The sequence below is a fragment of the Halosimplex pelagicum genome (assembly GCF_013415905.1).
Lineage (GTDB): Archaea > Halobacteriota > Halobacteria > Halobacteriales > Haloarculaceae > Halosimplex > Halosimplex pelagicum.
Window position 1 is genome coordinate 1349766 of the sequence record NZ_CP058909.1, and the last position, 25695, is coordinate 1375460.

Consider the following 25695-nt stretch of genomic DNA (forward strand, 5'->3'; position numbering starts at 1 on the left):
TTGAGTGGCCGCCGATGTTCACTGGGCCCTCTGTACCGATTACGAGTGGTATTAAATTTACTACAGGATGTCTTTAGCCGACCAACCTAGTAAAGGAGTCATGAACCTGCTTTCCGAGAGACGACACTGAATATTCGCTTAACATCCTTTGATCTACTTCGTCGCTTCCTTCCTCTACCTTCGTTATCGCCTGATTGAGATTCTCGTGCTCTGCAATCTGCAACCGAGTCTCGGAAATTTCGAGATGTGGGAGGATACCGATCGGCGGTGCTACTACGCTACAAGAGCAAGACAAAGCTTCAAAAACTACCGTAGGGTATGATTCCATCCTCGAAGTCAGTATGAGGGAATCGCTTGCTAACAGTACCTTGATTACATCCTCATGAGGCACCGCCCCGAAAAAGTGGACACGATCGTCCAGTCCCTCTTCGTGCACGAACTGTTCGACTCTCTCTTTCTTGTCACCATCACCAATATAAATCAGTTCGTAATCAGGCGGTAGTTCCGAGAGAGTACCGGCTGCAATTTCTGGTTGCTTGATATCTACGAACCGGCCAACGAAGGTGATAATCTTTGAATCCGCATTGATCGCGGCCTCTTCCGACAACCACTCTCGATAAGTCTCGGATGATCTGTTCTCCGAAACGGAGAGAACTGTATCCGAGTTGACCACTCCATGGGCTACCTGAACGTCAGAACCTGAGTTATAACGTTTCGCGACTTTTGCGATTTCTGGGTTTCGACAAAGGATCACATCTCCCAGAAAGTAGCGCATATTTATCTGTTCAAAGATATATAGTGGGTTTTTGAAACTCTTCTTTTCCGGATTTAGAGACGGTGTATAGGCGATAAAAGACACTACTGGGATACGAAATAATGCTGCGGAAATCGATGCTACCGGGTGGAAAAAGTGGTTAGTTGAATAAATAACGTCCACGTCTTCGTTCCAGAGATAAGATAGTGTAGCCAAAAGGAGGCCCACCGTGGCGATTATACGGCCGACTATATTTGGAATCGAATTGATCTCGTGATCGTAAAAGAGTGGACGGACAGGACGCCGAATTGTAGCACCCTGATGTTGCTCCTCTCGACTGGTATTTCCATTTCTAAACGTCAGTACTGTGACCTTGTTTCCTTCCTTTGCAACCGTTGAGGCGACGGCAGTATCGGTAAATGCTCCACCAGAGGTTTTCGGGTAGAAGTCCTCGGAAAGCATCAACACGTGGGGTTGACCGCCCTCAGTCGACAAACTCATTTGTATCCGAGAGCCTCTAACCGGTCCTCGATCTCGTCCGACGTTTCTACATCTCGGCCCTCTCCGTCAGCAGTTTGTGAGGGCTGATCGCGACTGAATTGCTCAACCCGCTCCAGAAGTAAAACAGCCTGTTCGTTCCCGGAATCTCTGCGAGGATCTTGCTCCCCCGGATCGTTTTCACAGTCGTAGACAGTCTGCTCCACGATCTCCTCAGTTTCGATATCGCGTTTGAGCAGTACCTTCCACCGCTTTCCACGAGCTGCGAACCGACGAATTCCCTTGTCCTCGTCTTCGCCGGTCGCGCTCGCGAAGACGTGGTCTTCCCGGTCGGGGATCTCGAACCCACTTGACTCTCGACTAGTCACCAGTGGCGTCCCGGTATCGCCACCGAAGCTACCATCCACCTGATCAAGAATCGTCGGGACAACATCGAGAGTGCTCACTGGGTTGTCTACGTCCATCACGGAGCTACCCGGCGGGCTGACGAACAGTGGGACGTGAAGTAATGTATCGTGGAGATAGCGCGGATGCGTGTAGTACCCGTGTTCGCCGAACGCGTCGCCGTGGTCTGCAGTGACGATGACCACCGCATCCTCCAGCCGATCGCGCTGTTCGAGTTCGTCGAAGAACGACTCCAGCTTCCCGTCCAGATACCGGATCTCGTCGTCGTAACTATCGCGCAACAGTTGCTGTTCCTCGTCGGTGATCGAGTCGGGCTTCTTCCAGGACCGACGATACAGCGATTCGGCCTCCCTGGCCGACAGCTCGCGTTCGGCGTAGTGGCGCTTGGGAGCGTGGTACGGCCCGTGCGGGTCCATGTAGTGATTCCAGAGGAAGACCGGGCCATCCGCATCGCCGAGCCAGTCGAGTGACCGCTCGTTGATCTCGGGAGCGCGAGCGTAGTACTGCCCACCGCGATTCAGCACAAATCTATCGAGGGCCTGCTGTGCGAGTGCGATGATCTTGTTCTGCCCGAGCACGAGATCGTCGTAGAACTCGTCGAATCCTGCGCCGAAGCCGTACGCCCGGGAGAGATACGGATTCGAGTGAAACCCCCCCGTGGTGTAGCCTTCGGCCCGAAGGCGACCTGCCAGTGTCTCCTCCTCGGGGACTTGCGTGAATCCGTTCGCGGCGAACTCGGACGGCCGCTTCCCGGACAGCAGCGGCGGCATGGCCTCCCGGGTATGAGAGCTCACGGAGAACGCGTTCGAAAACGAGATGGTACGATCGGCCAGGGAGTCGAAGAACGGCGTCTCCCGGTGGTGGCCGTGACACGAGAGATGATCGGCCCGCAATGCGTCGATCGTGAACAGGAATATATCTGGCCTGTCGGACATTCTGCTTAGGTTACCGATCCGCACGCGGTGGTATAAAGACTCCTTCTCGCGCAAATGCTAATCCTCATACGAGGGCGGACATATTATCGCGTGTGAACGTCGCCTATCTCACGCCTGTCGTCTATCCGTTCGTGAAGGGTGGTGTGGAGAAACGGATCCACGAGGTGGGGACACGACTTGCTGACCGCGGTCACGACATCACTATCTACTCGCGACACTGGTGGGACGGGCCGGAGACGATGACCCACGAGGGCATGACGCTCCGGGCGATCGGCCCCGCGGGTGAGATCTACGCCGACGGCGACCGGCGCTCGATCCCGAGCGCACTCGGCCTCGCGGCTCGGTCGCTGCCCGCTGTGCTCCGTAACGATCACGACCTCCTCGTGACGCCGGTCGCGCCGTACTTCCACGTCTCGACGGCGAAACTCGGGACGCTTCTCGGGCGAACACCGCTCGTCGTGACGTGGCACGAAGTGTGGAGCGACTACTGGCTCGATTACATGGGACAGCTCGGCCGGGTGGGAGACCTCGTCGAACGCGTGACGGCGAAAGTCCCGTGTCACCCGGTTACGCCGTCGGAGATGACCGCGGAGCGGTTGACTCGGATCGGTCCCTCTCGTGACGAGATCGATGTCATTCCGAACGGGATCGACACGGCATCGATCCGTGACGTTCCGACGGCGACGGACGGCTACGACGTGCTCTACGCTGGGCGGCTCATCGAGGACAAGAACGTCGACATGCTCCTCGACGCATTCGACCGAGCTGACCCCGACGCTACACTGGGGGTCATCGGCGACGGACCGATGCGCGACTCGCTGGAGGCACACGCGAGCGCACTCGACTGTTCCGACCGGGTCACGTTCCTCGGATTCCTCGAAGAGTACGAAGACGTGCTCGCACAGATGCGGGCCGCGCCGCTGTTCGTCTCGCCGTCGTTCAGGGAGGGATTCGGGATCACGCTGCTCGAAGCGATGGCCTCGGACTGCACCGTGATCACGGTAGATCATCACTTCAGTGCGGGGAGCGAGGTGGTCGGCGACGCCGGTTTCGTCACCGAACCGACTGTCGAGGGGATCACGGATGCGCTCGAACGGGCGATAGACGGGGAGCGCCCACCGCAGAACCCGGTCGAAGCGGCGAGAGAATACGACTGGGACCACGTCGCCGACCGGACGGAGTCCTGTTATACCCGAATCGTGAACTCCTGACTGTCCTCGCGGAGTCGGGACGATCCTTCGGTTCTTATTTAGGAACTCCCCCCCTTTCGTGAGATGTCTCTCGAAGGTCGATATCGCATGAGCCTCACCGGTCGCCGACGCTTCGTCCAGGGCAATCTCGTCTGGCTCCTCGCCACAGCGTTAGCGCTCGTGCTCCTCGACGCGCTCACGCTGGAACTGTTTTTCGTCGTCGCGCTGATCGGCTTTCTCGTCACGCTCGAACTCGCCACTCCGGTCTCGGTCACCCCGCGTTGGCGCCGACGCCTCCGCTGGATCGTCGCGGTCGGCCTGCTCGTCTTCGGCTATATCGTCGTCCGCAGAATCCTCGTAATTCTCCCGCCGGGTGTTCTGCCATGAGAGCGCCCTGGGAACGCGTCTCCTACCCGCGCGCCCTCCTGGTCACCCTCGCCGCAGTCCTCGCTATCGCGCTCCTCTACGGCGGGCTCACGTCCACCACGGCCTTCGGCGCGTACAACTCGGCGTGGGACGGCGCGAGCGAACTCCGCGATCTCTCGAACAGCCAGAACGCCGAGACGGCGCTCCTGCAGAACACGACGACCTACGCCGACCACTCGCCCAACGGCTCTGTCGCGTTCGTCCTCTCGCCCGACACCGAGTACACTCCGCGAGAAGCCGACCGCGTCGAGCGGTTCGTCCGGAGGGGCGGCACGCTCGTCGTCGCCGAGGACTTCGACGCGCAGTCGAACGCGCTCCTCGACAGCATCGGTGCCGAGGCCCGCTTCGACGGGGCCCTCCTCCGGGACGAACGCAACCACGACACGGCGCCCACTCTCCCACTCGCCGAGAACCTGACCGACCACCCCTACACCGCGACCGTTGACCGACTCACGCTCAATCGCGGGACGCCGGTCGAACCCGGAAACGCCACCGTCGTCGCGACGACGAGCAACTACAGCTACCTCGATGCGAACCTGAACAGCCAGCTTGACGACGCCGAGACCATGCAAAAGTACCCCGTCGCCGCCGTCGAGTCGCTCGGCGCGGGCGATGTCGTCGCCATCGGCGACCCGAGCATCTTCATCAACGCGATGCTCCAGCGGCCAGGCAATCAGGCGTTCGCGAGCGCGCTCGTCGCGGCCCACGACACCACGCTGGTGGACGTGTCCCATCTCGACGCGCTCCCGCCGCTCGTCCGCGCGCAGTTCGCGCTCAGGAGCGCGCCGCTGCTCCAGATCACCGTCGGCTTCGGGCTCGTCCTCCTCGTCACGTACCTGAGCGAAGCCGCGGCGCTCACCAGAAACGTCCGCCGGCGACTCACGCCGGACGGACGCAACCCCGCACTCGACGCGCCCGTCGACCCCGAAACAGATCGGGAGGCGGTCGCGGCGTGGGTTCGCGAGCGCCACCCCGACTGGGACGCCGGTCGGGTGCGGCGGGTAACGGACAGGGTTATGGCCCGCACCTCGGAAGGACAACATGATGACTGACCCGTCGGACCTCTACGCCGCCCTGGAGGAGGAGATCGGGACTGTCCTGATCGGCCTTGAGGACCAGGTTGGTTTGCTGACTATCGCGGCGCTGACGCGTGGACACGTCCTCCTCGAAGGCGTTCCGGGCGTCGCGAAGACCTCGCTGGCCAACGTCTTCGCGCAGGCGACGGGGCTGGAGTACAACCGCGTCCAGATGACGCCGGACATTCTCCCCGCGGACATCACGGGGACGAAAGTGTACCGCGAAGAGACCGGCCACTTCGAGGTCCAGCGCGGTCCCGTCTTCTCGAACGTCGTCGTCGCCGACGAGATCAACCGCGCGACGCCGAAGACCCAATCGGCTTTGCTGGAAGCGATGGAGGAAAACCGGGTGACCATCGAGGGCGACACCTACGACCTTCCGGACCCGTTCATGGTCATCGCGACGCAGAACCCCATCGAGATGGAGGGGATCTTCGAACTCCCCGAGGCCCAACGGGACCGCTTCCAGCTGAAGGTCTCGGTCGACCTTCCCTCGAAGGAGGACGAACTCGCGCTGGTCGATCGGTTTCACGATGACCCGACACTCGCGCCGGAGGACATCGAGCAGGTCATCACGCACGAGGAGTTCCGCGCGGCGCGCGAGGCTGTCGCGGATGTCCATGTCGACGACAGCATCGAGGAGTATATCGTCGACCTCGTCGATCGGACCCGCGAACACGCGGACGTGGACCACGGCGCCTCGCCGCGGGCGACGCTCGCTTTCCTCAATACCGCCAAAGCTCGCGCGGCCATCTTCGGCCGCGACTACGTCATCCCCGACGACGTGAAGGCGATGGCCGAACCGATCCTCATCCACCGGCTCATCCTGAGTACCGAAGCGGAACTCGGTGAGGCCGACCGGGCGGCAGTCGTCGAAGACATTCTCGACTCGGTCGTCCCGCCCGGTGGCGAGGAGTCTGACCCTGATCTCGACGGTGACGCCGAGGAAATCGAACAGGACTGAACATCACGCGGCAACGGGGCAAAACGGTGACGAGTACTCTATGAGGCCCGCTTTGCGGTTCCGATCACGTCGAATCGCCGATCTTCCGGAACAGAATCTTCCCGCAGTCCGCGCAGTTCAGTACCTGATCTCCCTTGTGTTGTCCAGTAGTTGTCTCTGTCCCACAGTCGTCACACTCCACCTCGGCGTCGATCATGTGCGCCGGTATATAGTTCTCGACCGCTCAATATTAATGTTACTAACCTGTCCGTTTTCCCGGGTACGAACGCGTATCTGCAGTGCATCTGGAGAAAGACGCCAGTGCTACTGCGCCCGGCATGTCCGGTTACCTACTGCGTCGAGTCGTGATCGTCTCCCCACCGGTAGGTGAGCAGGAAGTTATCGCGGCCGTCGGTGACGGTGTCGATATCGACGCTCACCGCCTCGTCCAGTACGCGAGCCAGCGCGACGGCATACAGCGATGCGACAGGATTGTCGAAACGGTCGGCGGGACCGTAGACCGTCTCGCCGATACCGACGGTCAGCCGGCCGGCCTCGCTGTCGTCGATACGCGCGTTGTCGAGGAGTTCGAACTGTTCGACGAGCGCGTCGCTCACCTGCTCGGCCAGCGGCCCGGGCCGCTCGGCAGGGTCGCCCGGGAGCGACTCCAGCAACGATTCGTAGAGGGGAGTCCCTGTCGGCGTGAACGTCGCGCCGCGGCCCCCCTTCTCGGCGGGCACGACCAGTGAATCCGCGAGGGCATCCCCGTCCGGGAGTTCGTAGTCCTCGTACTGCGGGACGAACAGTCGCACTCGGTCGCCACTCTCGCCGACCGGGACGTAGACGCGCTCGTCCGCCAACCCGAGGTCGGCGACCAGTTCGGTCCGGTCGCCGGCCATCGTGTCGTAGACGCTCTGACTCACGTCCGCGGCGATGAACTGTTCCGGCGTCAGGTAGAACGTGAGCAACCCGCCGAACAGCCCCGTCGCACCCAACACCAGCAACACGTCGCGCAGACTCGGGACGAGCGCGGCGCTGGCGACGCCGACGACGCCCAGCGCGGCGAGCCCGATCGCCGTCCGCCGGTACTGGGCCGTCCGCGCCCGTTCGTAGGTCGCACGCAGTTGCCGATTCCGTTCGCGGAGTCGCTCGAGTTCGACGACGAGGTCGTCGTGGGAGCGCTCGGGTGCATCCGTTCGGTCGTCCGGGCCCGCCGTCCCCTCGCCTGGAGACGCGTCCGTCCCGTCGCCGAGGGGGTCCTCACGACTCATCTGTCTCACCGAATTCGGAGAGGGCGATTAAATCCAGGGATACGAACCCGACGGCGCTCGCGAGCAGGACACCGAGGACGGCCAGCCACAGGATACCCGTGAGACCGTACGTCACGGCCGCGACGGCGCCGACGAGCGCCAGCGAGACGACCACCGCGAGTGCGTCCCGCAGTCGGCTCCCCGTGATCGTCGTCGTCACTAGGAGGCCGCCCAGGGCGACCATCGGCAGGGCCGTCGACGCGAGTGCTGCCTCGGATGGAACGAGCGCCACTACAGCAAACTGGCCAATGACAAACACCGCGACGTTCGGCAGGACGACCCAGGCGAGCGCGAGCAGGACTGTCACGGCCACGCCCGGGACGCCCGCGACCCACCAGAACGCGGCGCCGACGGCTGCGAAGACGACGAGATCGGCCCCCGAGCGCCAGCGGTCGTCCGCCCAGCTCGGGGTCGCGGACCGCTTGTCGGTTCTCTCCGACCGGGTGTCGCCCACCGTCGAACTCATCGGCTCCTCCCTTGGGCCGGTCGGTCCCGACCGGGCGCATTCGCGAGTACGGTTGAGAGCCTGTCTGCCGGTCCCACCTCGAAGGCGTTCACGTCCGACAGCGCGGCTAGGCCGCGGCGGAATTCCTCGAAGTCCACGTACGCGTCGTAGGTCGCATCGAAGTCGCCGAGCCCCCCTGGTTCGAACAGCGCCGTCGGCGTCAGGAAGACGAGGACAGGCCCGCGTTGTCGAGCGACCTTGACGGCTTCGCGCACTTCGGTCCGGTTGGTATCGTCGGTCACCACGACAGTCCACAGCGCCCCGCCAGACTGCTGTGTCGTGGTTTCGACGGCGCGAAAGAGCGGCCGGTCGCTAATCGTCCGAACGTACGCGTCCGGTCGCTCGAAGAATGGTCGCAGTTGCGTCGCGAACGCTGACTCCTCGTCGGAGAGCCGCTGACGCGTCGTCCGCACGCGATCCGGGGCCGTCGGCGTCGGCACGGTGTCGGTCCCGGCGTGGATCGCCCCGGCCCGGTCGGCTGCCGCCGTGGTCTTCCCCACTGCCGCACTCGCTGATGCCCCTATCCCGTCACTGTGTGACGGATTCGTCTCACGTCGCTGCTCACTGCGTCCGCTCGCCGATCCCGTCGGGTCGAGGGCGTTCAAGTGACGCCGGATCTCCCGGATGTGGTCCAGGTCGGCTCGCGGTTCGAACACGCCCGTCACCCCGTCGTCACCGACGGTGTGACAGCCGATCCGGTCGGCGGAGTCGCTGGCGTGCTCAACGAACGCGAGGGCGACGTGACGAGCGTAGTCGAGCTTCCCCTCACTGAGCGGCCCCGTCGACATTGCCGCGCGGTGGTCGACAAACAGCTGTGTCTCGCGGTCGGTCCGGCTCGTGAACTCACGGACGTGCGTCTCGTTCATCCGGGCCGTCGCCTTCCAGTCGATCCGTCGGAAGGCGTCGCCAGCGACGTACTTTCGCACCTCCGTCGGCTCGATTCCGCGGCCCGATCGCCCGGTTTCGTGGTCGCCAAAGCCTGCAGCGACCGGGTCACCGCCCTCGCCCACGTGGACGGTTCGCGGTCGCCGCGGTTCGACGGTAACCGTTGGCGTGGCGGTATCGGGAACCACTGTCTGCTCGAACAATCCCAGCTGGTCGCGGACCGTCACCGTCGGCGGATCGAACCGAAAGGTCCCAGCGACAGGCCACTCGAACTCGTACGTTCCCGACGCCTCCGTCGCCCGCCCGTCCAGCTGTAGGGGTTCGACGCTGCCGTCGGCGCCCACCGGTACCTTGGGTTCGATGCGAAGGTTCAGCGAGTGTGTCGGCACCACCCGCGCAGTGACGGTGAGAAACGTGCCCGCACCGGTCACCGTCCGCGTTGCCGACGCGGACTGGGTGAGCTCCAGCGCATCCGCACCAGCTTGGAGTACTCGCAGAAAGCGGTACTGCTGGGCAATCAACCACGCGCAGACGCTGCAGACGCCGACGAGGAGGGCCGGTCGACTGACGACGATGGCCCACCCGCCGGCCGCGGCTGCGAGCGCTGCGAGTACCCAGAACCGATTCGTCGGCCGCATTAGATTTCCCCTCGGAGCCTGTACAGTTGAGCGTACTGGTCCGGTCGGTTTCGATCCGTGGCCCGCCTGCGGCGACCCTCAACAGGTGGAGCACCGAGCGCCTCAGGGCGTGACCCCGAGACAGCTGACTTGAAATGTAAACGGAACTGCTTTAGGCGTCTCTCGACACCATTCGGAACGGACAATGGCCGGTCGATCGCGAGCGCTCGTTCTCGGCTGCCTCGCACTCCTCGTCGCTGGCTCGCTTCCCGTCTCCGGGGCACTCGTGGCCGGTGCTCCGACGGCTGACGACCGAGTCACTCGCGGTGACGGCCCGCAACTCACGCATCTCGGTGGCGATAGCGGCGGGCTTGCCGTGCAGGCCAACAACACGACCCGCCAGCACGACAACCCGGCGAACATCTCCGAAGCGGGCGACCTCCTCGGCGTTCGCGACTGGTTGTCGAACCGCATGCTCCAAGGACTCTCGACGGGGGCTATCCAGCTCGACCAGGGCCAGTACGAGCAAGCGCAGTCGGTGCTCGGCGACGAGTTCGGCGCCCGACTCGACCAGTATGTCGACGTGGTCGGCGAGACCGACACCGAAACCGACGACGATAACGCCGACCCGTTCGAACGCACCCGAGACGCCCAGCGCAACCTCACTGAGACCGTTCAATCCTACGACGAGACCTATGAGGCGTATCAGGACGCGGTCGAAGCCGACGACGAAGCAGCGGCCCGAGAACGCGCCCGTCGACTCCAGCGACTCGCCACGGACGTGCGCCGACTCAACCGGACCGTTATCGGCGGGTACCAGCGCCTCGAAAACCAGTCGGGCGCAGACCTCGGTCGAGCGACCACGAGCGTCGAAAACGTCACCGAGAACGTCACCGAACGCCAGCGGGAAGTCGACGAGGCGCTGTTCACCGGGACCGCGCTCGCTCTCTCGTCCGACTCGGCGACGATCTCCTACAGCGACCCACTGCGCGCGAGCGGGCAACTGACTACGGACGCCGGCGAGCCGGTGGCCGACCGCGAGATCCGCGTGCGGATCGCTGGCCGGGATCGAACCGTCCGAACCGACGGCGACGGGCAATTCCAACTCACCTTCCGGCCGCGGACAGTCCGGATTGACCGCTCGTCGCTCACCGTCCGATATGTCCCGGCCAACGAGTCTCCGTATCTCGCGTCGAACGATAGCGTCGCCGTCGACATCGAACAAGTGACCGCGACCCTCTCCGTCGAGGAAGCGAGCGAACAAGCGGCCTTCGGCGACCAAGTCGAGGCGACCGCGCGGCTCGCGCTCGATGGGCAACCGGTTCGGGGCATTCCCCTCCGGGCGACTATCGGATCCGCGCGGCTCGGTAGCTCCGTCACCGCGGAGACGGGGACGGCGTCGACGAGCGGTACGCTCCCGGCGACGGTCCCCGCGGGGAATCGTTCCTTGACGGTGTCGGCTGGCGGGCCGAACATGGCGGTCACGGCGGATCCGGTTTCCCGGCCGATTTCGGTCCGGTCTACCGGGACGAACCTCACCGTCGCCGCCGAGCAGTCGCCCGGCGACACGCTCGCGGTCGAGGGCACGCTGACCACGACCGACAGTCGACCGGTCGGTGAGCAGCCCGTCGAGGTTGCGGTCGGCGAGGCAGTCACGGAGACCGTCCGAACAGGAGCGGACGGGTCGTACGCGCTCGCAGTCGACGGGAGCCAACTCGGCGTCACTGGGAACGCGACCGTCACCGTCCGCGCGCGGTTCGACGGAGCGGACACTAACCTCGACAACGCCTCGGCAGCGACGCGCTTCACTTACCGGAATCGGACAGCCCTCGGCACCGGGACGGGCGACGGCTCCAGCCCACTCCCGTCGAATGTATTCCCTGGTGAGGGCCCGATATCATCCGTCGCGCTCGGCGGCCTCGCGGCACTGCTCGTCCTGTTCGTCGTCCTGCTCGTCCTCCGACGCCGGTACGCGGACGGCGGCGGATCGTCGACGGACGCGGCATCGGGAGACGATCCGGACGACGCGACGGGGGTAGGGCCGACGGCCGCGGCCGACGCATCGGCCGCCGAACCCGCGGATGAAATCTCGGCGGCGGACGGACTCGACTTCGGGCCTGCCGAGTCGTTCCTGGCGGCCGGCAACACGGCGGCGGCCGTCCGCTACGCGTACCAGCACTTCCGCGGTCACGTAGCCGAGGATGTCGGTGCTCCGGAGTCCGACACGCACTGGGAGTTCTTCGAGCGCTGTCGCGCGAACGGGATGGACAGTGACCAACTCAATGTGATCCGCGACCTCGTGGAGGCCTACGAAGCAGTCGAGTTCCGTCCCGGCCCCGCCGACCCGGACGCGGACGCGCTCCTCGCGGCGATCGACGCGAAGTGGGCCTGATGGCGGAGCAAACTGTGACAGTGCGGTGTTACGCGGCTGTGTTTTCGTAACGGAATGAAACGAACGCCGTTACGTGCAACTGGTGTTACGTTACGGTAGTGTGACACCATCGGAGCGAACCGTTACGCGGTCACGTTCACCCAGAGGTGAACCTCTCGATACGCGTTGTCGATGCTGGGTTCCTCGGGTGGCGACCCTCGATAAAGCAAGAACAGCAGGCGCAGGTCCTGTCCCTCGAAGGTGGGCGCCACAGTGTAGCGATTGTGCCACGACTCGTTGTGGCCGAGTGTTGTGCTGAACGTGGCGAGTCGTTCCGAACGCTCTACCGTCGAAGAGACCGGAGCCGTTGCCGTCGAGGAATTCGACGACCGTATGACTGCCGACGAACTGTTCGCCATGCGCACCCGCTGGAGTTGAGAGACGACAGTGTAATTCGTCCGCTCGTGTTCCTGGTTGCCGATGCCGACCACCAGCGGGCGTCCTTCGTCGACGGTGAACTCCGTGGGGTAGTTGTCGGCGACCAGCTCGCCGTCGTCGTCCTCGGTGAGCAGATAGAACTCGGAGAACTGCTCGCCCTGCTGGGGGACGAGCACGGCGTAGCCGACGCTCGACGTGGCCAGGAGGACGCTCGCGACGAGTGCGACGTTCAACACCGCGTCGGTCCGCGTCGCCGGCGCGAACAGTTCCGCGCGGCCGGCGGCGACCCACTCGCGGTACGGAACCCGGAAGCGTTCCTCGATGGGGAGGTCCCACCGGCGATAGGCCGCGACGGCGACCGCGACGATGGTAAAGCCGCTCAGACTGAGGAGGATCGGCACCAGCCGGATGCCCCAGGGCGTGAAGTTGAGCACGAGCCCGATCAGGGGGACGATGGCGATGCTCAGCCCGAACGAGAGGGCAACGCGTTCGAGGCCGTCGATACCGCGGTCACCCGCAATCTCGTCGTCGGCGACCTCGTCGTTCGCGGTCCGGTCCTCGTCGTCGAACAGTAGGGGCGTGACGCTCCGCTCGGGGAACAGCGCCGCCACGAACGCGTAGCCGGGAACGAAAAGGACGAACGCGAGGCCGAAGACGACACGTACCGGCGTCTCCCGAATCACCGGTGCGAGCGCGGCCACGTCCGTCACGGCGACGACAGCGAGCGCGGCCGCGAGGTCAGCCGGGAGCTGTCGGATTCCGCGGTGCAACCCGAGGGCTGCCCGCGTGAGTGGATTGTGGCTCCCGTCCGCGCCGGCCAGTTTGTCGTCCACTATCGGCCGTAGGCCCGCTGATCACAATAAGCCTGCTCCTCCAGTCAGAGCGGCATCGGTGTCGCCGGCCCCCTGTAGACTCACCGAAACACTCACCTGAGCCCCGGCGAAACGGTCCCGACAGACCTTGCGATGAGTTACTCCCGGGTATTGCTCGTCCGCTGGTCGCGCCGGGACGTGCTCGCGGTCGTCGCGCTCGCGGCGGTCGTCGCCTTCCTCACCGGCGCCGCGCTGTTCTACACCGCCGCAAAGGACCGCCCGACCGATCTGGCCAGCGAGTACCAGCCGGCCGGCGACATCCGGGAGTTCGCGTCCGTCGACCGCGCCCGCCGAGCGAGCGGCGACGACGCGCTCGTGCTCCCGTTCGCGACGCTCGAGTCCGGCCGACTCGTCGTCGGCGTCACGCCCGCGGACCGACGGCGGGCCGGAGACCTTGGTATCGTCGTCCCGACCCCACCCGACAGCGGCCTCGCCAGTCCCTCGCCCGGGGCGCCGTCGACGACCGTCCGTCACGACGGGGAGCGGACCGCGTTCACCGTCTCGCGAGTGGGCGACGGTGGGCTCTTCCCCGACCGGTGGTACGTCGCTCGGCCGGGCGTCGTCGAGACGCTCGGCCCGTCGGGCGCGCTCGTCGTCGAGCCGCCGACTAGTTCGACAGGGAACAGCGACGACTCGGTCCACGCCGCCGAGTCGACGACGGTCCTCCGGGGAACGCTCCTGTTTTTCGAGCGCGGGACCGAGCAGGTCCTCCGCGGATTCGGACTACTGATCGCCGCCGCGGGCGTCCTTGCCACGGTCACGGTCACGAGCGTCGTCGGGATGACCGTCACCGACCGCATCGAGACGATCCAGGTCGTCCGCGCGACCGGCGCGACCCCTGCTCGGGTGCTCGGGCTGTTCGCGACTCGCGGCCTGTTGCTCTCGCTGGCGGCTGTCATCGTTGGGTTCGCGGTCGGCACGGTCGTCAGTTCGCTTGTCACCTCGGTCGCCGTCTCGGCCGGTCTCTCGACGACCTTGACACCCCGGGTGTCAGCCGACGCGGCCGCGTTGCTCGCGGTCACGTACCTCCCCGTACTCGCCGTCGGATTCGTCGCCGGTGCCGCGGCGGCGTTCCCGGCAGTCCGACGGCCGCCCGCGGCGCTCACTTACCCGTCGGGCAGTGATGGGCGCTCCTTGCTCGGGCGGCGACTCGGCGTCGGCCTGCCCGCCCCCCTCCAGCCCCGCGTGCTCGACTGGCGGGCCGCCGTTCCCACGGCGGCGACGATTGCCGTCTTCGCGACGCTCGTCCTGCTGGTCCTCTCGGGCGGTGCCGTGGCCGGCCCGCTCGCGGGCGGATCGAGCGCGACGGTACTGGAGTCGGGCGCGATCCACCCGATCGCCAGCAGCGTGCCCCAGTCACACGCCGATGCCTTCCGGGACGCGGGGATCGCTGCGAGCCCGGAGATCTTGCTGTTTGGCGTCATTGACGACCGACCGACGATCGTCAGAGGCGCCCGTTACGACGACTTTGCGGCGGTCACGGATGCCGAACTGCGTCGCGGTCACCCCTCCCGAGAGCGCGACGAGGCGATGGTGGGGAGCGACCTCGCACGCACACACGGCCTCGCGGTCGGCGATACGGTGGTCGTCGGGAGCGGGCTGCACCCAACGCTCGAACGCGTCACGGTCGTCGGCCGCTACGACGCGCCCGGCGCCTACGACGACCAACTGCTCGTGCCGCTCGCAGCCGGCCAACATCTCTCGACCAGAGACGATGGGTCGGTCAACTTCGTCCGCCTCGAACGCGCTCTCGGCGACGATGCGCCGGCCGAAGGGGTGCAGGTCCTCGATGTCACCGTCGACCGGCCGGTGACGACGCCGACGGTCGGTGTCAACGTTTCGCTCGTCAACGTGGCCGACGAGGCGGCGACACGAACGCTCGCGGTCACGCTCGGCGAGGAGCGGCGCACGCGCTCGGTCGCGCTCGACCCGAGCGAGCGACGGGAGATTCGGTTCACGCTTCCCGTCCCGTCAGCGGGAAGTTACCGGCTCTCGGTCGGAAACCGCAGCCAGACAGTGACGGTCCGGTCGCCCGGCGCGCTCCTCATCCAGGGACTGCCCGACGCGGTCCCCCCGGGGAGTTCCCCAGTCGTTCGGGTGCGGACGGTCGCCGGCGCGCCCGCCGCGAACGCGACGGTCGCGGTCGGGAACCGGACGGAATCGGTCGGTCGGGATGGGCGGGTCCGCGTCCCGTTCCCGGCAGCCGGCGAGGCCACGGTCCGTGCGACGGCGGGCGAGCGGACGGCCGAGCGGACGGTCGCCGTCGACCCGAACGCGACGCGCCGGCTCGGAACGACGGTCCGCGTCCGCCCGCGGAACGTGAGCGAACTCACCGCACCGACAGCGACGGTCCGGCTCTCGAACCCGTGGAACCGGACCGCTCGTCGGACGGTTACCCTTCGTGGACCTGGGACTGCCGACGAGCGGTCCGTCGCGGTCGGCCCGGGTGACTCGACCGCGTGGTCGCTCCCACTCTCGCGCCAACCGCGCGGAGAGTACGCCGTCGCGCTGGCGCTCAACGGCAGCCGCGTCGACGGGACGACCTACCGGGTGGCCGGCGGCGACGGCGTCTCGACGGTTGCACTCCGCAACGCCGATGTCGCGGAGGGGGGTGGGCTGGGCGTCGCGATCGCGACGGTGTTCGGCAATCTACAGGTGATCGTCGGCGCGCTGGTCGCGCTCGCCGGGCTGATGGTGAGCGGCACGCTCGTCGCCTCGCTCGCCCGGACGATCCACGCCCGAGAACGCACGCTGGGGATCTACCGCGCGACGGGCGCCTCACCACGCCGGGTGATCGGACTCCTCTGTCGTGACGGCCTCCTCGTCGGCGTCGTCGGCGTCGCGCTCGGTGTGGCGGCCGGCGCCGCGGCGCTCCTCGTCCTGGCGTCACAGGGGGTGCTCGTCTTCTTCGGGATCGCCGTCGTTCCCGCGTTCACGCCGGGCCGACTGGCCCTCGTCGCCGGCGTCGCACTCGCGCTCGTCTTCGTCGGCGTCCTGGTCCCGGCGATCGCGTTCGTCCGTCGCCCGCCCGCGGCGCTGTTCGGTGGCGACACCGCCAGTGGGGCCGAGGCCGCCGACAGCTCCGAAACCGCGCTCCCCCCGACGGCCGGACTCGACGGGGAGCCCGGTGACGACCGCCGCCGACCGGACGGAGGCGACCCGTGAGGGGTCGCTGGACGCCGCGCCGCACGCTCGCAGCGTTGACGGCAGTCTTCGCGGTCGGGGTCGCCCTCCGCGCGCTCCCGCTGTGGCAGTCGCCACTCCCGTTCAACCCCGACGGGCTCGTCCACGCGCGCAACGTCCACCGGACCGTCCGGACTGGCCACTTTCCACTGTCGATCATGGCCACCGACGACCTGGGATTCGGCGCCCTTCTCGCCGTTGCCCAGTCCGTCACCGGCGTCCGCAGCGTCGCGCTCGCCCAGCCGTTGATCGCCGTCGTCGGAACCGTCCCCGCACTGGTTGCGGGCGCACTCGCCACGCGAACGAGCCGTCACCTCGGCCTGGCTCCCGACCGTGCCCGGTTCGCAGGACTTCTCGCGACCCTCCTGCTCGCTGTTGAGGGGATCTACCTCTATCGGTCGATGCCTGTCGACGAGCAGACGCCGGGGCTCTCCCTGCTCGCGATCGCCGTCGTCTCCGTCGTCGCCGCGCTCTGGTCGGACGACCGGCGCTGGTTCCTCGTCGCACTACCCGCGCTACTGGTCGTCCCGCCGCTGCACAACCTCGAAGGGTTCGTCCTCGGACTCACCCTGCTGGTCCTCGCCGGGCTGGCGGCGCTCCCGCGGACCCGAAGCCAAGTCCCCGCGTCCGCGGCACTCGCGCTCGCAGTCGGGTTCTGGGGGTACTTCGCGGCCTATAACATCGGCCTTGCCCGGCTTACGACGGCGCAGCTCACCCAGACCGGCCGCCTCACGGCCGCACCCGGGCTGCTGGTCGCGTGGCTGATCCTCTGTTTCACCGTCGTCGCGCTCGTGTCGCGCTCGCGCCCCCGTACGCAACGGGTCCTGCTCGCTGCCCCGTTCCTGACGCTGTTCGCTCTGTTGGCGGTCAACGCCGTCTCCCCAGTCTTCCCAGGAACCCCCACGACGACGCGTGGGACCCTTCTCCCGGCGCTCCCTTTGCTCGTGCCGATACTCGTCGCCGTCTGGGCGTACCCGTTCCTCCATCGAACGACCGAATCGAACGTCGCCGTGGTCGCCCTTGCCGCGGGGCCGCTTGCACTGATCGGGTTTGCCCTCTCGGCCGCGCTGACGCCGGCGTATCTCGACACGGCGGTTCGAACCCACTGGTTCCTGCACCTCCCCGTGTTGGCGCTCGCCGCGGTCGGGTGTGCCGTCGCCGTCCGGTCGGTCGCTCCCGACCGACGGCGCGTCCGAACGCTCGCCGTCTGCGCTCTTGTCGTCGCCGTCGCGGTCAGTATCCCCGTCGCATTCGCCGGGCTCTCGTTGCACCCCTACAAGGGGGTAACGACGACCGGGGAGTTTACCGCCTCGACGTTCGCCCACGACCACGTCGAGGGCCCGTGGACGAGTGACAACCACCTCGTCAGGATCACCAACTACCACTCGACGAATGTCTCTGGGACCGAGACGCCGCTGTACGACTGGATCACTAATCCCGATGCGCTACCACCGAGCTGTCCCGTCGTAACCAAGGACTCGTGGGTGACCGTCGGCGCTCAGTTCTTCCCTCAGCCTCCAGCCACAGTTGCATCGGATCGATTTCGGTCGTTACATCACGGCTCTCACCGAGTCTATCACGGCGGGTCGACCCAGACGCTAACTGTCCTCAAACCACGTCGAGTGTCGAGAAGTCAGTGTTAGGATCTCTCTCGGGCTATCGGGTCGTCCACTCTCCTCCCTGATATTCGATCACAGTATCGAACAACTCGGCGAGTGTCGCAATCGTCTGTTCGTCGTGTGCGCGTCGGTCCATATGGTAGTGTCCGATGGCGCCGATCTCCTGGCATCGATCGGTGAGGACACGGAGGAATTTGAACGCCTGATCGAGATCGACGTACTGTAAGAGTGCGGACACGGACTCGAAACAGATGACGACTTGCCGGTCGGACGCTGTTTCGGTCCACTCGTCGAGACAATCCGAGACCCGGACGCCCAGCCGAGTGAGGTTCTGTGGTGACGTAACGCGCTCGATTTCTCTATCTGACGAGCTTTCCTGTGCATCTGTCGATGCCGGTTTCGAGCGAGCGTCGGCGTCAACAGTAATGATACGGTTCCGTGCCGGATACGTTCCTACGTGCTGCTGCCACGCCGCGAGATACTCGTCCGGGGACCGGGTGAACAAGACTGAGAGCGCGTTGATTTCCTCCGGCGCCGTCGGCGTCAGTAAGTCTAGACAGACCTGCGTCTGTTCCTCCCGAAGCGACGGGCAGCAGACGAGTACGCTGTCGCCTGGGTGGACACTCATTTCGGCCCGATCGGCGATTATGCACATTATTTCGAAGTTAGAATTACCATTCATTTTCATGTCCATAAGTCTACGTCTACCGGCAGAGTATCCGCGAAACGAGTACATCAAAGCCTAATCAAGGTCAGGAGTCACGACGATCGGTTTGTACACTACCAACGACTATCTAGCGGTGGGTAGCTTAATTTGTAATTCTTACCGGTTCGCAAATCAAGGGCAATACGTACGACTCCCTCTCGAAGATCTATCTCAGAGTGCCATGTGTGGTACCGATCTGTTTCTCCGAACCGGCGAAACAAGCGAGATGAACTCAGCGATACGCTTGTTCATCCCTGGTCTGGGCCTTGTTTAAACGCGTAATTTCTGGGTGTTGAGTGGCGAAACTGAGTTTGATGTTTCTGACAGCGCATTTCAGAATGAGGTCGCGGAACTGTCCGAATCAGATTCGCGCACGAACGGCCTCGTCTGTCGACACTGACCGACTGGCTGACCCACGTCGAAACCAAGCGCGGTCCCTAGAACGTACTGGCAGTGGAACGACCACGACTGGACACTAGCGAATTATGGGGAACAATCGCGTTCACGTGACCAACCTAGTTTCAGCGAACTCGCAAGTTCACAGCCGGGGTAATCGACTGATGGGATTACCCATGGAGGATCTTCGCCGTTCACGGCGGGAAGAAAGTCAATCCGGGGACGCTCCCGGCTCGTCCCGCCCGCGGCGTACGTGGCTGACTCCGGCCGCTACTCCATGTAGCCGAGTTCGGTCAGGCGGTCGGCCACCTCCTCGGAGGGGCCGCCCGCACGGGCGTCCTCGTGGTCGATTGGGGCCTGCGTGCCCACGTCGGGGTCGTCGACGAAGATGTCGAGCACTTCGCCGTCCACGTCGGTCGGGATGTCGACGCCGTGGGCGGCGAGGATCGTCGGCGCGATGTCGCGGATGTCGATCTCGGGGATCTCGCCGCGGGACCGGAAGTCCGGCCCGTCGGCGACGAAGATACCTGTCGGCGTGTTCTCGGCGGCCCAGCGGTCGGGTTCGGTCTGGACGGCGTCACCGCCCATCCCGTCGTTGACGTGGACGCCCGGGCGCTGGTCGACGACCACGTCCGGCCCGATGTCGACGTAGGGCCCGTCGTACACCGATTCGGCGCGGTAGACGCCGGTGAACAGCGGCTCGCCGTTCTCGTCGGTGACCTCCTTCAGGTCGGCGATGAGGTCCTCGCGGACCGACGCCACGTCGAACCGGGGGTTGACGTAGATCGGCCCCTGGCCGCTGGCCAGCGCCTTCGTCTGCTCGGGCACGATCAGTTCCATCTTGCGCTCGCGTTTGGCCCCCGCGCTCTGGGGGACGAGTTCCTGAACGCTCTCGGGGACCGTCTTCGCGAGGACGTCGACGATCCCGAAGCGCTTGGCCACGTCCAGCGCGTTCTCGCGGGTGAGCCCCACCTGTTGGAAGTAGTCCTCGACGCCGCTCGCACGGGTGAGATAGCCGTTCTCGGCGAGCCACTCGTTGACGTAGAACTCCGTCGTCGTCGCCGCCGCGCCGTGGTCGGACATGACCACGAGGTTGGTGTCGTCCAGCTCCGCGAGTTCGCCGAGCCACTCATCGACCAGTTGCCACGCCCGCCTGGTCGGTTCCTCGTCCCAGAAGAAGTGATGCAACACGTTCAGGTAGAACAGCGTGACGTGCGTGAACTCCAGGTCCTCCTCCAGAAAGAGGTCCTTCGCGACCTGTAATCGGAGCTCGAACAGGCGCAGGATCTCCTCGACCTCGGCGCCGCGCTCGTCGTTCGACGAGAGGAGGGGGTCGGGGTGAACCTGATAGTCGTAGCGGTCGGAGAGTTCCGCCTCGAACTCGGGCGGGTGGGTGTAGCCGGTATCGAGCGAGCGGTACTCGCCTTCGACGGCGTCCGGTCCCCCCGAGACCACGTACCCGTCGATCTCCCGGGGTGGATACATCGACGGCATGTTGACGACGGCCGCGCGCTGGCCGTCGGCGTTGAGGTAATCCCACAGCTCGGCGGTCTTGTAGTCGCTGCTGCTCATGATGTCGATTCGCTCGTCGGCGAGGTCGATGCGTTCCCACCAGTAGACGCTATGCTTGCCGGGATTCTTCCCGGAGGCGTAGCACTTCCAGTTCGGATAGGTGACCGGCGGGAGGCAACTGCGGCTGGTCGCGTAGGTGCCCGACTCGCGGAGCGCGGCGAGGTTGGGGAGGAGCCCCTCTTCGATCCAGGGCTCGGTCAGCAGCCAGCTGGCGCCGTCGAGCCCGACAACGAAGGTCCGCGTCATTGTCGGAATCCCGTGAGGCCGGCGGAAATACGTTTCGCACCTCCGAACTTCGGTTCGAGACCGACGACGCCGCGAGCGGTCGTCCTCACCCGTCGCCGCCGCGCGCGAGCAGGTCACCGAGGTCGACGTTCGCAGCGGGGAGCCAGCCGATCACCGCGGGGAGGTAGACGCCGAACGTCCGGTCGACGAGGACGACAACCGGCGCGAGTTCCGGTGCGACGCCGAGCGCGAGGAGGACAGCCGTCGCCGAGACCACCGTGACGCCGACCCCGCCGGGGGTCAGCGGCAGGACGGTCACGCTGTAGGCCGTGACGAGCACGACCGGCAGGAGGGCAGCGGGTGCGACCTCCTCTCTCCGAGGCCCGTGAGCAGTAGCAAGACCCGCAGCCCGAGGAAGACCATCAGGGTTCCCAGCTACCCCAGAACGTAGACCCTGACGACCGCGGGACGGCCGGAGAGTCAGCGGAAGACGCTGGCCGAATCGGCGGTGAACGAGGGCAGCACCCCAGCGAAGTCGGCGAGTCAGCCGCCGAAACGTAGCTCCAAGCTCACGCTGTCTGGTGGAATCATGCGTAACTTAACACGACCGCGGTCGACGGTCGACCGCCGAACCCGACGGTCATGAACCGGATCTACCACCGGAGTTATACCCACGGATCGCGGGATATAAGCGGCAGACACTCGGGGGTACTAACAGGTATGGCAGTCGTTCCCGCCGGGGTCGTCCCCGGAGTCCTCCCCGGGCTCGACAACGAGGCGCTGACGCTGCTGTTCGTCGGCCTGGCCATCGTCGCCCTCCTGTGGGGCTTCGACAGGTACCGGACGACCTTCTCGAAGACGGAGTTCGGCCTCGCGCTCGCGCTCGCGATTGGGCTGCTGACCGTCGGACTTGCGCCCGGCCTGTACGGCGCGCTAGCGACTGCGTTTAACCTCGAGAGCCGGTTCCTTCTCATCCAGATCTTCGCCAACGCCACCTTCCTCTTCCTGATCCTTTATCTCGTGAGCCGGATCGGCGCGACCCGGGCGGTCGTCAACGATCTCACGCGTGAGTTGGCCGTCGAACAGGCCCCACTCGACGACGACCCCGACCGGCGAACGGTGTACGTCGTGATCCCCGCGTACAACGAGGCCGACACCGTCGGCGACGTACTGGACTCGTTTCCCGAGACCGTCCGCGACCACGTCGTGCGGGCGGTCGTCGTCTCGGACGGTTCCGACGACCGGACGCGGCGGGCCGCCGAGGCCCGCAACGCTATCGTCGTCGAACACCCGCTCAACCAGGGCCAGGGCGGCGCGCTGAAGACCGGCTTCGAGATCGCCCGAAAACACGGCGCCGACGTGGTCGTGACGATGGACGCCGACGGGCAACACCCGGTCGACCAGCTTGACGCGCTCGTCTCGCCGGTCGTCGACGGCGATGCCGACTACGTCATGGGATCGCGCTACCGCGGCCGCGACCGCTCGGGTAACTCGATAACTCGCCGCGGCGGCATCCGAGCGTTCACGTGGCTCATCAACCGTCTCACCAGGGCCGACATCACCGACTGCACGAACGGCTACCGTGCGATCCGCGGCGACCGCCTCGGGGAGCTAACGCTTACCGAGGAACGGTTCTCCGCGCCGGAGCTCATCATCGAGGCCCGCAAGAACGGTCTCCGCATCCGGGAGGTACCCGTCACCATTCGCGAGCGGGAAGCCGGCGAGACGAAGAAACCGGGGCTGGGCTACGCCGTCGGCCTCGCCCGGACCATCGTCGTCACCTGGATCCGGTGACGGTTCGCCACCCGGAAACGAGAAGGGCTGGCGGTCGTAGCGTGTCGGTCGGCCCCAGCGAAGTCAGCTGCCACCGAGGTCGGCCGTAGGTGGGGTCACGAGGCGTCCATGTAGCCCAGATCTTGGAGCTGCTCTTCGAGTTTCTGGTCGACGACACATTCCAGATCGGGAACATGGCTGACGCGTAGAAGCTATCGATTGGCGAAGATACCGCCTGTCTCGAAGATCATCCTCCTCCGCGTTCACGCGGAGGAATCCCGAGCGGTAGGTGTTTTAGGTTTGCAGTCCAATTGGCGGACTCCCAGACCGTTCGGGCGCGGGTAGTCCCACAGCGTCGGACTGTGGACTGCTGGCCTGCCAAATGGCCGGTACCCCTATCCTCGACCATGTATGGCGTCCCGATGTTGGTTTTGCCACGGGGGCGCCAGCAGGCGTCAACAGAGTCGGGGGTATCGTGGTGTTCGCTTCGAGCAGTCGGCATGTTGGCATACCCTTCGAGGATGTGATGTTCACCGACTGTCCTTTCGGATACTGTCGTCCGAGAGACTCCGTCTCTCGTGATCACGAAAATCTGCGATTTTCGAACGACCTCGTTAGGTGGGCGGACAGGCCGCCGCCGAAAGACGGTTCGGAATCCGCTCCGTTCCGCCCGATTCCTACAGCATCGGCTTGACGCCCTCCGAGAACGCGTTGATGACGAGGCCCTATCCGAAGCAGTCGAGACGGCACGCGAGGATACAGCTGAAGAGTTTACCGAGAGTACGACTGATCCGTGCCTTTGCAGGAACGATTTCCCGGGGTGTTAGAGTACTATAATATAGTCGATAAGAAGGGGGAAGCGGCTGTTGGGAACGATCCAGTGCCTAACTAGGAACTAAGTGACAATCCAGTCTATCACTACGAAATGTCGATAGCGCTCGCGCATTTCGCTTTTGGAGCAGGGATGACGACTCTCCTTGTCACGTTCCTGCTTCCAACAGTATGGTATCCGCGAACGGCTATTTTGGTCGGCGGCGGGTGGGCAATGGTGCCTGACTTTCACTGGGTGAGCCCCATCGCCAAACAACAACTCCATCGAATTCACCAAACATCGCCCGTGACCGATGTCTTCTGGTTCCACCGGGTGTGGGACCGCATTGACCCAACCGATTCGAAGACAGTCGCTGCCGTACTCGTTGCATTCTTGATTGTCAGCACAGCGATCGCCGAATGGCGCCAGTATCGTTCCCCAGAAGCCGTTCGAGTCGCCTATGACTCGTATCTCGATCCCGAGTCATCCGATTGAAGACTACCAGTCAAAGTGGGGGGTCCTCTGACCCCGAACATTAGTCCGTCGAAAGCTTGCCGCTGCAGGCATTCGCGGGGTGCAACTACACGAAAAGCGCCCCACTGGGGAAGTGGGGCATGCACGGGTAACGCTTGAGAGACGTGAACTACCCCACCCTACCGCTCGCCTGCCGGCTCGCGCTTGAGGGTGGGGCTTCCTGTTTCTACGACGCGCTTTGCAGACACGGACGTATCCACAGGGAGCGCAGTCTCCACAGGCGTTGATCAAAGCTTGGGCAGCAGCGGTCTTCCTCGTACTGGCCGGGATCAGTGGTGGAATCATTGCGATCCAGCAGACCAACGTCGTTTTGACATTACTGTTTGCTGGGTTGTTCGTCAGTGGTGTGGCCGTCGGGCTTGTTGATTCGCTTGGCAACTGATGGATCAGGGCTGCTGTCACGGTTAAATATCATTAAGTCAAGAAATCTATCGCCGATCGAGTTCCACGGTTAGTCTTGACTCTGTATCGACCATCCCTATATCGGGCAGCATAGAAACAGGACTCTATACGCGAAAAACGGGATCCACCACGCGTGGGTTTAGGGATTGGCGGTCGTGGCGTTTTCGACGGCGATCGTTGTCGCCGTTCCGTTGGTCTCGTTCATCTCGATGTCTGACATCTCGATATCAATCACCACTGTCGCTCGAACGACGGTTTCCGCTTCGAGATCCACTGTCACGAGGACGGCCCGACTGTCAGTCCCAGATGCCGTTAGCTCCAGGTCAACCTCACCATCGTTCGACGCTTCCACGACGGTCGCATTTAGCGTGGCAGGGTCGTCGAACTGGTTTTGGATCATGTAACTCACTTGCTCGTCAGCGACTAAGAGCTGCTCTAGGAGGCCGGACTCACCATTGTCTACGACACCGATATCGTCGGTGACTGCCAACTCAAGATCGTCAAGCGCGGGGAGTGTACCGTGGATATCCATGGTTTCGCTGGTGAGATTGATCTCACCAGTCACTGTAGGAAGACAACCGCTCGCAGGTCGGACGGTAACCCCGGCGACACCGAGCGGCTGCTCTCGAGCGGTCGATTCGTAATACTGGTTGACTCGGACATCGACGTGATCGTACTTGCTCAATGCGACACGATCCGATGCGTGGGTCCAGACTACTTTTGCGAATCGCTGGCGCTCGATCGTCTGTAACGGCGTCTCATCGTCTGAAACTAGTGTGACAGTCGTTTGATCGACCTGCATATCGGTTCGCGTCAGATTCGGCATACCGGCAGGTGATGTACCACTGCACGCTGGCGCTTGGTTCGTGAACGTCACGGTACCGTTCGAGGTACCGGTCACGGAGATGTCGAACTGTGTCGTATTCGTCACACTGAGATTCGTGGTACCGTTGTCAGTGGGCACGTCAGATTCTAGTGGCTCGTCGGTAGCTGGGCCAGTCTCGGTTGAGGAGAGTCCCGAAACAACGATAACGCCGCTTGCGGTGAACAGGATGAATGCTGCTGCGAGCGCATATCCTGCTAGTTTGTACTCACGATTCATTTCGATCACTCCGGTTTCGGGGGCTGTGTCGTGTCATTGGTGTGGACGGCAATCGGTGGAGCCGACGGACTGGACCGACAAGGTCCAGTGGGGATCGATTGACGCGTGTGATGGTCGCTATCTTTCTTGTCGAATCCCCATGGCGGC

At 64.5% G+C, this 25695-nt stretch carries 20 protein-coding genes and 1 pseudogene; 9 read left to right on the forward strand and 12 right to left on the reverse strand.

The window, feature by feature from the left end:
• Positions 1-73 precede the first annotated feature (73 nt).
• Together HZS54_RS06760 and HZS54_RS06765 are read right to left on the reverse strand one after the other, a co-directional pair.
• A complete protein-coding gene (locus HZS54_RS06760) occupies positions 74-1216 on the reverse strand; it encodes a glycosyltransferase family 4 protein (protein WP_179921243.1) in 1143 nt (380 codons plus the stop codon).
• A gap of 35 nt (positions 1217-1251) precedes the next feature.
• Positions 1252-2646: a sulfatase gene (locus HZS54_RS06765; RefSeq protein ID WP_246391817.1), complete on the reverse strand. Its 1395-nt coding sequence runs from the start codon at positions 2644-2646 to the stop codon at positions 1252-1254.
• Between the two features lie 38 nt (positions 2647-2684).
• Between HZS54_RS06765 and HZS54_RS06770 the strand changes: the two genes are divergently transcribed.
• The 4 genes from HZS54_RS06770 (at position 2685) to HZS54_RS06785 (ending at position 6248) form a co-directional block, all read left to right on the forward strand.
• Positions 2685-3803: a glycosyltransferase family 4 protein gene (locus tag HZS54_RS06770; RefSeq protein ID WP_179921245.1), complete on the forward strand. Its 1119-nt coding sequence runs from the start codon at positions 2685-2687 to the stop codon at positions 3801-3803.
• Between the two features lie 87 nt (positions 3804-3890).
• Positions 3891-4169, forward strand: coding sequence for a DUF8044 family membrane protein (locus tag HZS54_RS06775; protein WP_179921247.1), 279 nt, complete (start codon positions 3891-3893; stop codon positions 4167-4169).
• Positions 4166-5260, forward strand: a complete 1095-nt coding sequence (locus tag HZS54_RS06780) for a DUF4350 domain-containing protein (protein WP_179921249.1) — start codon at positions 4166-4168, stop codon at positions 5258-5260. Before HZS54_RS06775 ends, HZS54_RS06780 begins: the two co-directional genes overlap by 4 nt.
• Complete coding sequence (locus HZS54_RS06785; protein ID WP_179921250.1) at positions 5253-6248, forward strand: AAA family ATPase; 996 nt, start codon at positions 5253-5255, stop codon at positions 6246-6248. The genes HZS54_RS06780 and HZS54_RS06785 overlap by 8 nt, the downstream gene beginning before the upstream one ends.
• A 64-nt stretch (positions 6249-6312) precedes the next feature.
• On the opposite strand, the gene HZS54_RS26425 is transcribed toward HZS54_RS06785, so the two are convergent.
• From HZS54_RS26425 to HZS54_RS06800, 4 genes are all read right to left on the reverse strand, one after another.
• Complete coding sequence (locus HZS54_RS26425) at positions 6313-6444, reverse strand: hypothetical protein (protein ID WP_281377739.1); 132 nt, start codon at positions 6442-6444, stop codon at positions 6313-6315.
• A 133-nt stretch (positions 6445-6577) separates the two neighbouring features.
• On the reverse strand, positions 6578-7498 hold the full coding sequence (locus HZS54_RS06790) for a DUF7982 domain-containing protein (RefSeq protein ID WP_179921252.1): 921 nt from the start codon (positions 7496-7498) through the stop codon (positions 6578-6580).
• On the reverse strand, positions 7488-8003 hold the full coding sequence (locus tag HZS54_RS06795; RefSeq protein ID WP_179921254.1) for a DUF8163 family membrane protein: 516 nt from the start codon (positions 8001-8003) through the stop codon (positions 7488-7490). The genes HZS54_RS06790 and HZS54_RS06795 overlap by 11 nt, the downstream gene beginning before the upstream one ends.
• Positions 8000-9271 (reverse strand): DUF58 domain-containing protein, encoded by a 1272-nt coding sequence (locus HZS54_RS06800; RefSeq protein ID WP_179921256.1) that lies wholly within the window; start codon positions 9269-9271, stop codon positions 8000-8002. The genes HZS54_RS06795 and HZS54_RS06800 overlap by 4 nt, the downstream gene beginning before the upstream one ends.
• Positions 9272-9749: 478 nt before the next feature.
• Here HZS54_RS06800 and HZS54_RS06805 point away from each other — a divergent pair, with 478 nt between their 5' ends.
• Positions 9750-11936 (forward strand): hypothetical protein, encoded by a 2187-nt coding sequence (locus HZS54_RS06805; RefSeq protein WP_179921258.1) that lies wholly within the window; start codon positions 9750-9752, stop codon positions 11934-11936.
• 122 nt (positions 11937-12058) lie between these two features.
• Here HZS54_RS06805 and HZS54_RS06810 read toward each other — a convergent pair whose 3' ends face one another.
• A complete protein-coding gene (locus tag HZS54_RS06810; RefSeq protein ID WP_425484381.1) occupies positions 12059-13123 on the reverse strand; it encodes a DUF1616 domain-containing protein in 1065 nt (354 codons plus the stop codon).
• Between the two features lie 195 nt (positions 13124-13318).
• On the opposite strand from HZS54_RS06810, the gene HZS54_RS06815 reads away from it, so the two are divergent.
• Complete coding sequence (locus HZS54_RS06815; RefSeq protein ID WP_179921260.1) at positions 13319-16390, forward strand: ABC transporter permease; 3072 nt, start codon at positions 13319-13321, stop codon at positions 16388-16390.
• On the forward strand, positions 16387-18051 hold the full coding sequence (locus HZS54_RS06820) for a hypothetical protein (RefSeq protein ID WP_179921262.1): 1665 nt from the start codon (positions 16387-16389) through the stop codon (positions 18049-18051). Before HZS54_RS06815 ends, HZS54_RS06820 begins: the two co-directional genes overlap by 4 nt.
• A 13-nt stretch (positions 18052-18064) precedes the next feature.
• On the opposite strand, the gene HZS54_RS06825 is transcribed toward HZS54_RS06820, so the two are convergent.
• From HZS54_RS06825 to HZS54_RS06835, 3 genes are all read right to left on the reverse strand, one after another.
• Positions 18065-18721, reverse strand: coding sequence for a DUF7504 family protein (locus tag HZS54_RS06825; RefSeq protein WP_179921264.1), 657 nt, complete (start codon positions 18719-18721; stop codon positions 18065-18067).
• 678 nt (positions 18722-19399) lie between these two features.
• A complete protein-coding gene (locus tag HZS54_RS06830) occupies positions 19400-20947 on the reverse strand; it encodes an alkaline phosphatase family protein (RefSeq protein ID WP_179921266.1) in 1548 nt (515 codons plus the stop codon).
• An 85-nt stretch (positions 20948-21032) separates the two neighbouring features.
• On the reverse strand, positions 21033-21266 hold the full coding sequence (locus HZS54_RS06835) for a hypothetical protein (protein WP_179921268.1): 234 nt from the start codon (positions 21264-21266) through the stop codon (positions 21033-21035).
• Positions 21267-21646: 380 nt separating this feature from the next.
• On the opposite strand from HZS54_RS06835, the gene HZS54_RS06840 reads away from it, so the two are divergent.
• Together HZS54_RS06840 and HZS54_RS06845 are read left to right on the forward strand one after the other, a co-directional pair.
• Positions 21647-22720, forward strand: coding sequence for a glycosyltransferase family 2 protein (locus HZS54_RS06840; protein WP_179921270.1), 1074 nt, complete (start codon positions 21647-21649; stop codon positions 22718-22720).
• 904 nt (positions 22721-23624) lie between these two features.
• Positions 23625-24005: a hypothetical protein gene (locus tag HZS54_RS06845; protein ID WP_179921272.1), complete on the forward strand. Its 381-nt coding sequence runs from the start codon at positions 23625-23627 to the stop codon at positions 24003-24005.
• A gap of 158 nt (positions 24006-24163) precedes the next feature.
• On the opposite strand, the pseudogene HZS54_RS26640 reads toward HZS54_RS06845, so the two are convergent.
• Together HZS54_RS26640 and HZS54_RS06850 are read right to left on the reverse strand one after the other, a co-directional pair.
• Positions 24164-24271, reverse strand: a pseudogene (locus tag HZS54_RS26640) (RNA-guided endonuclease InsQ/TnpB family protein); the annotation flags it as partial.
• Between the two features lie 314 nt (positions 24272-24585).
• A complete protein-coding gene (locus HZS54_RS06850) occupies positions 24586-25548 on the reverse strand; it encodes a hypothetical protein (RefSeq protein WP_179921274.1) in 963 nt (320 codons plus the stop codon).
• Positions 25549-25695 lie beyond the last annotated feature (147 nt).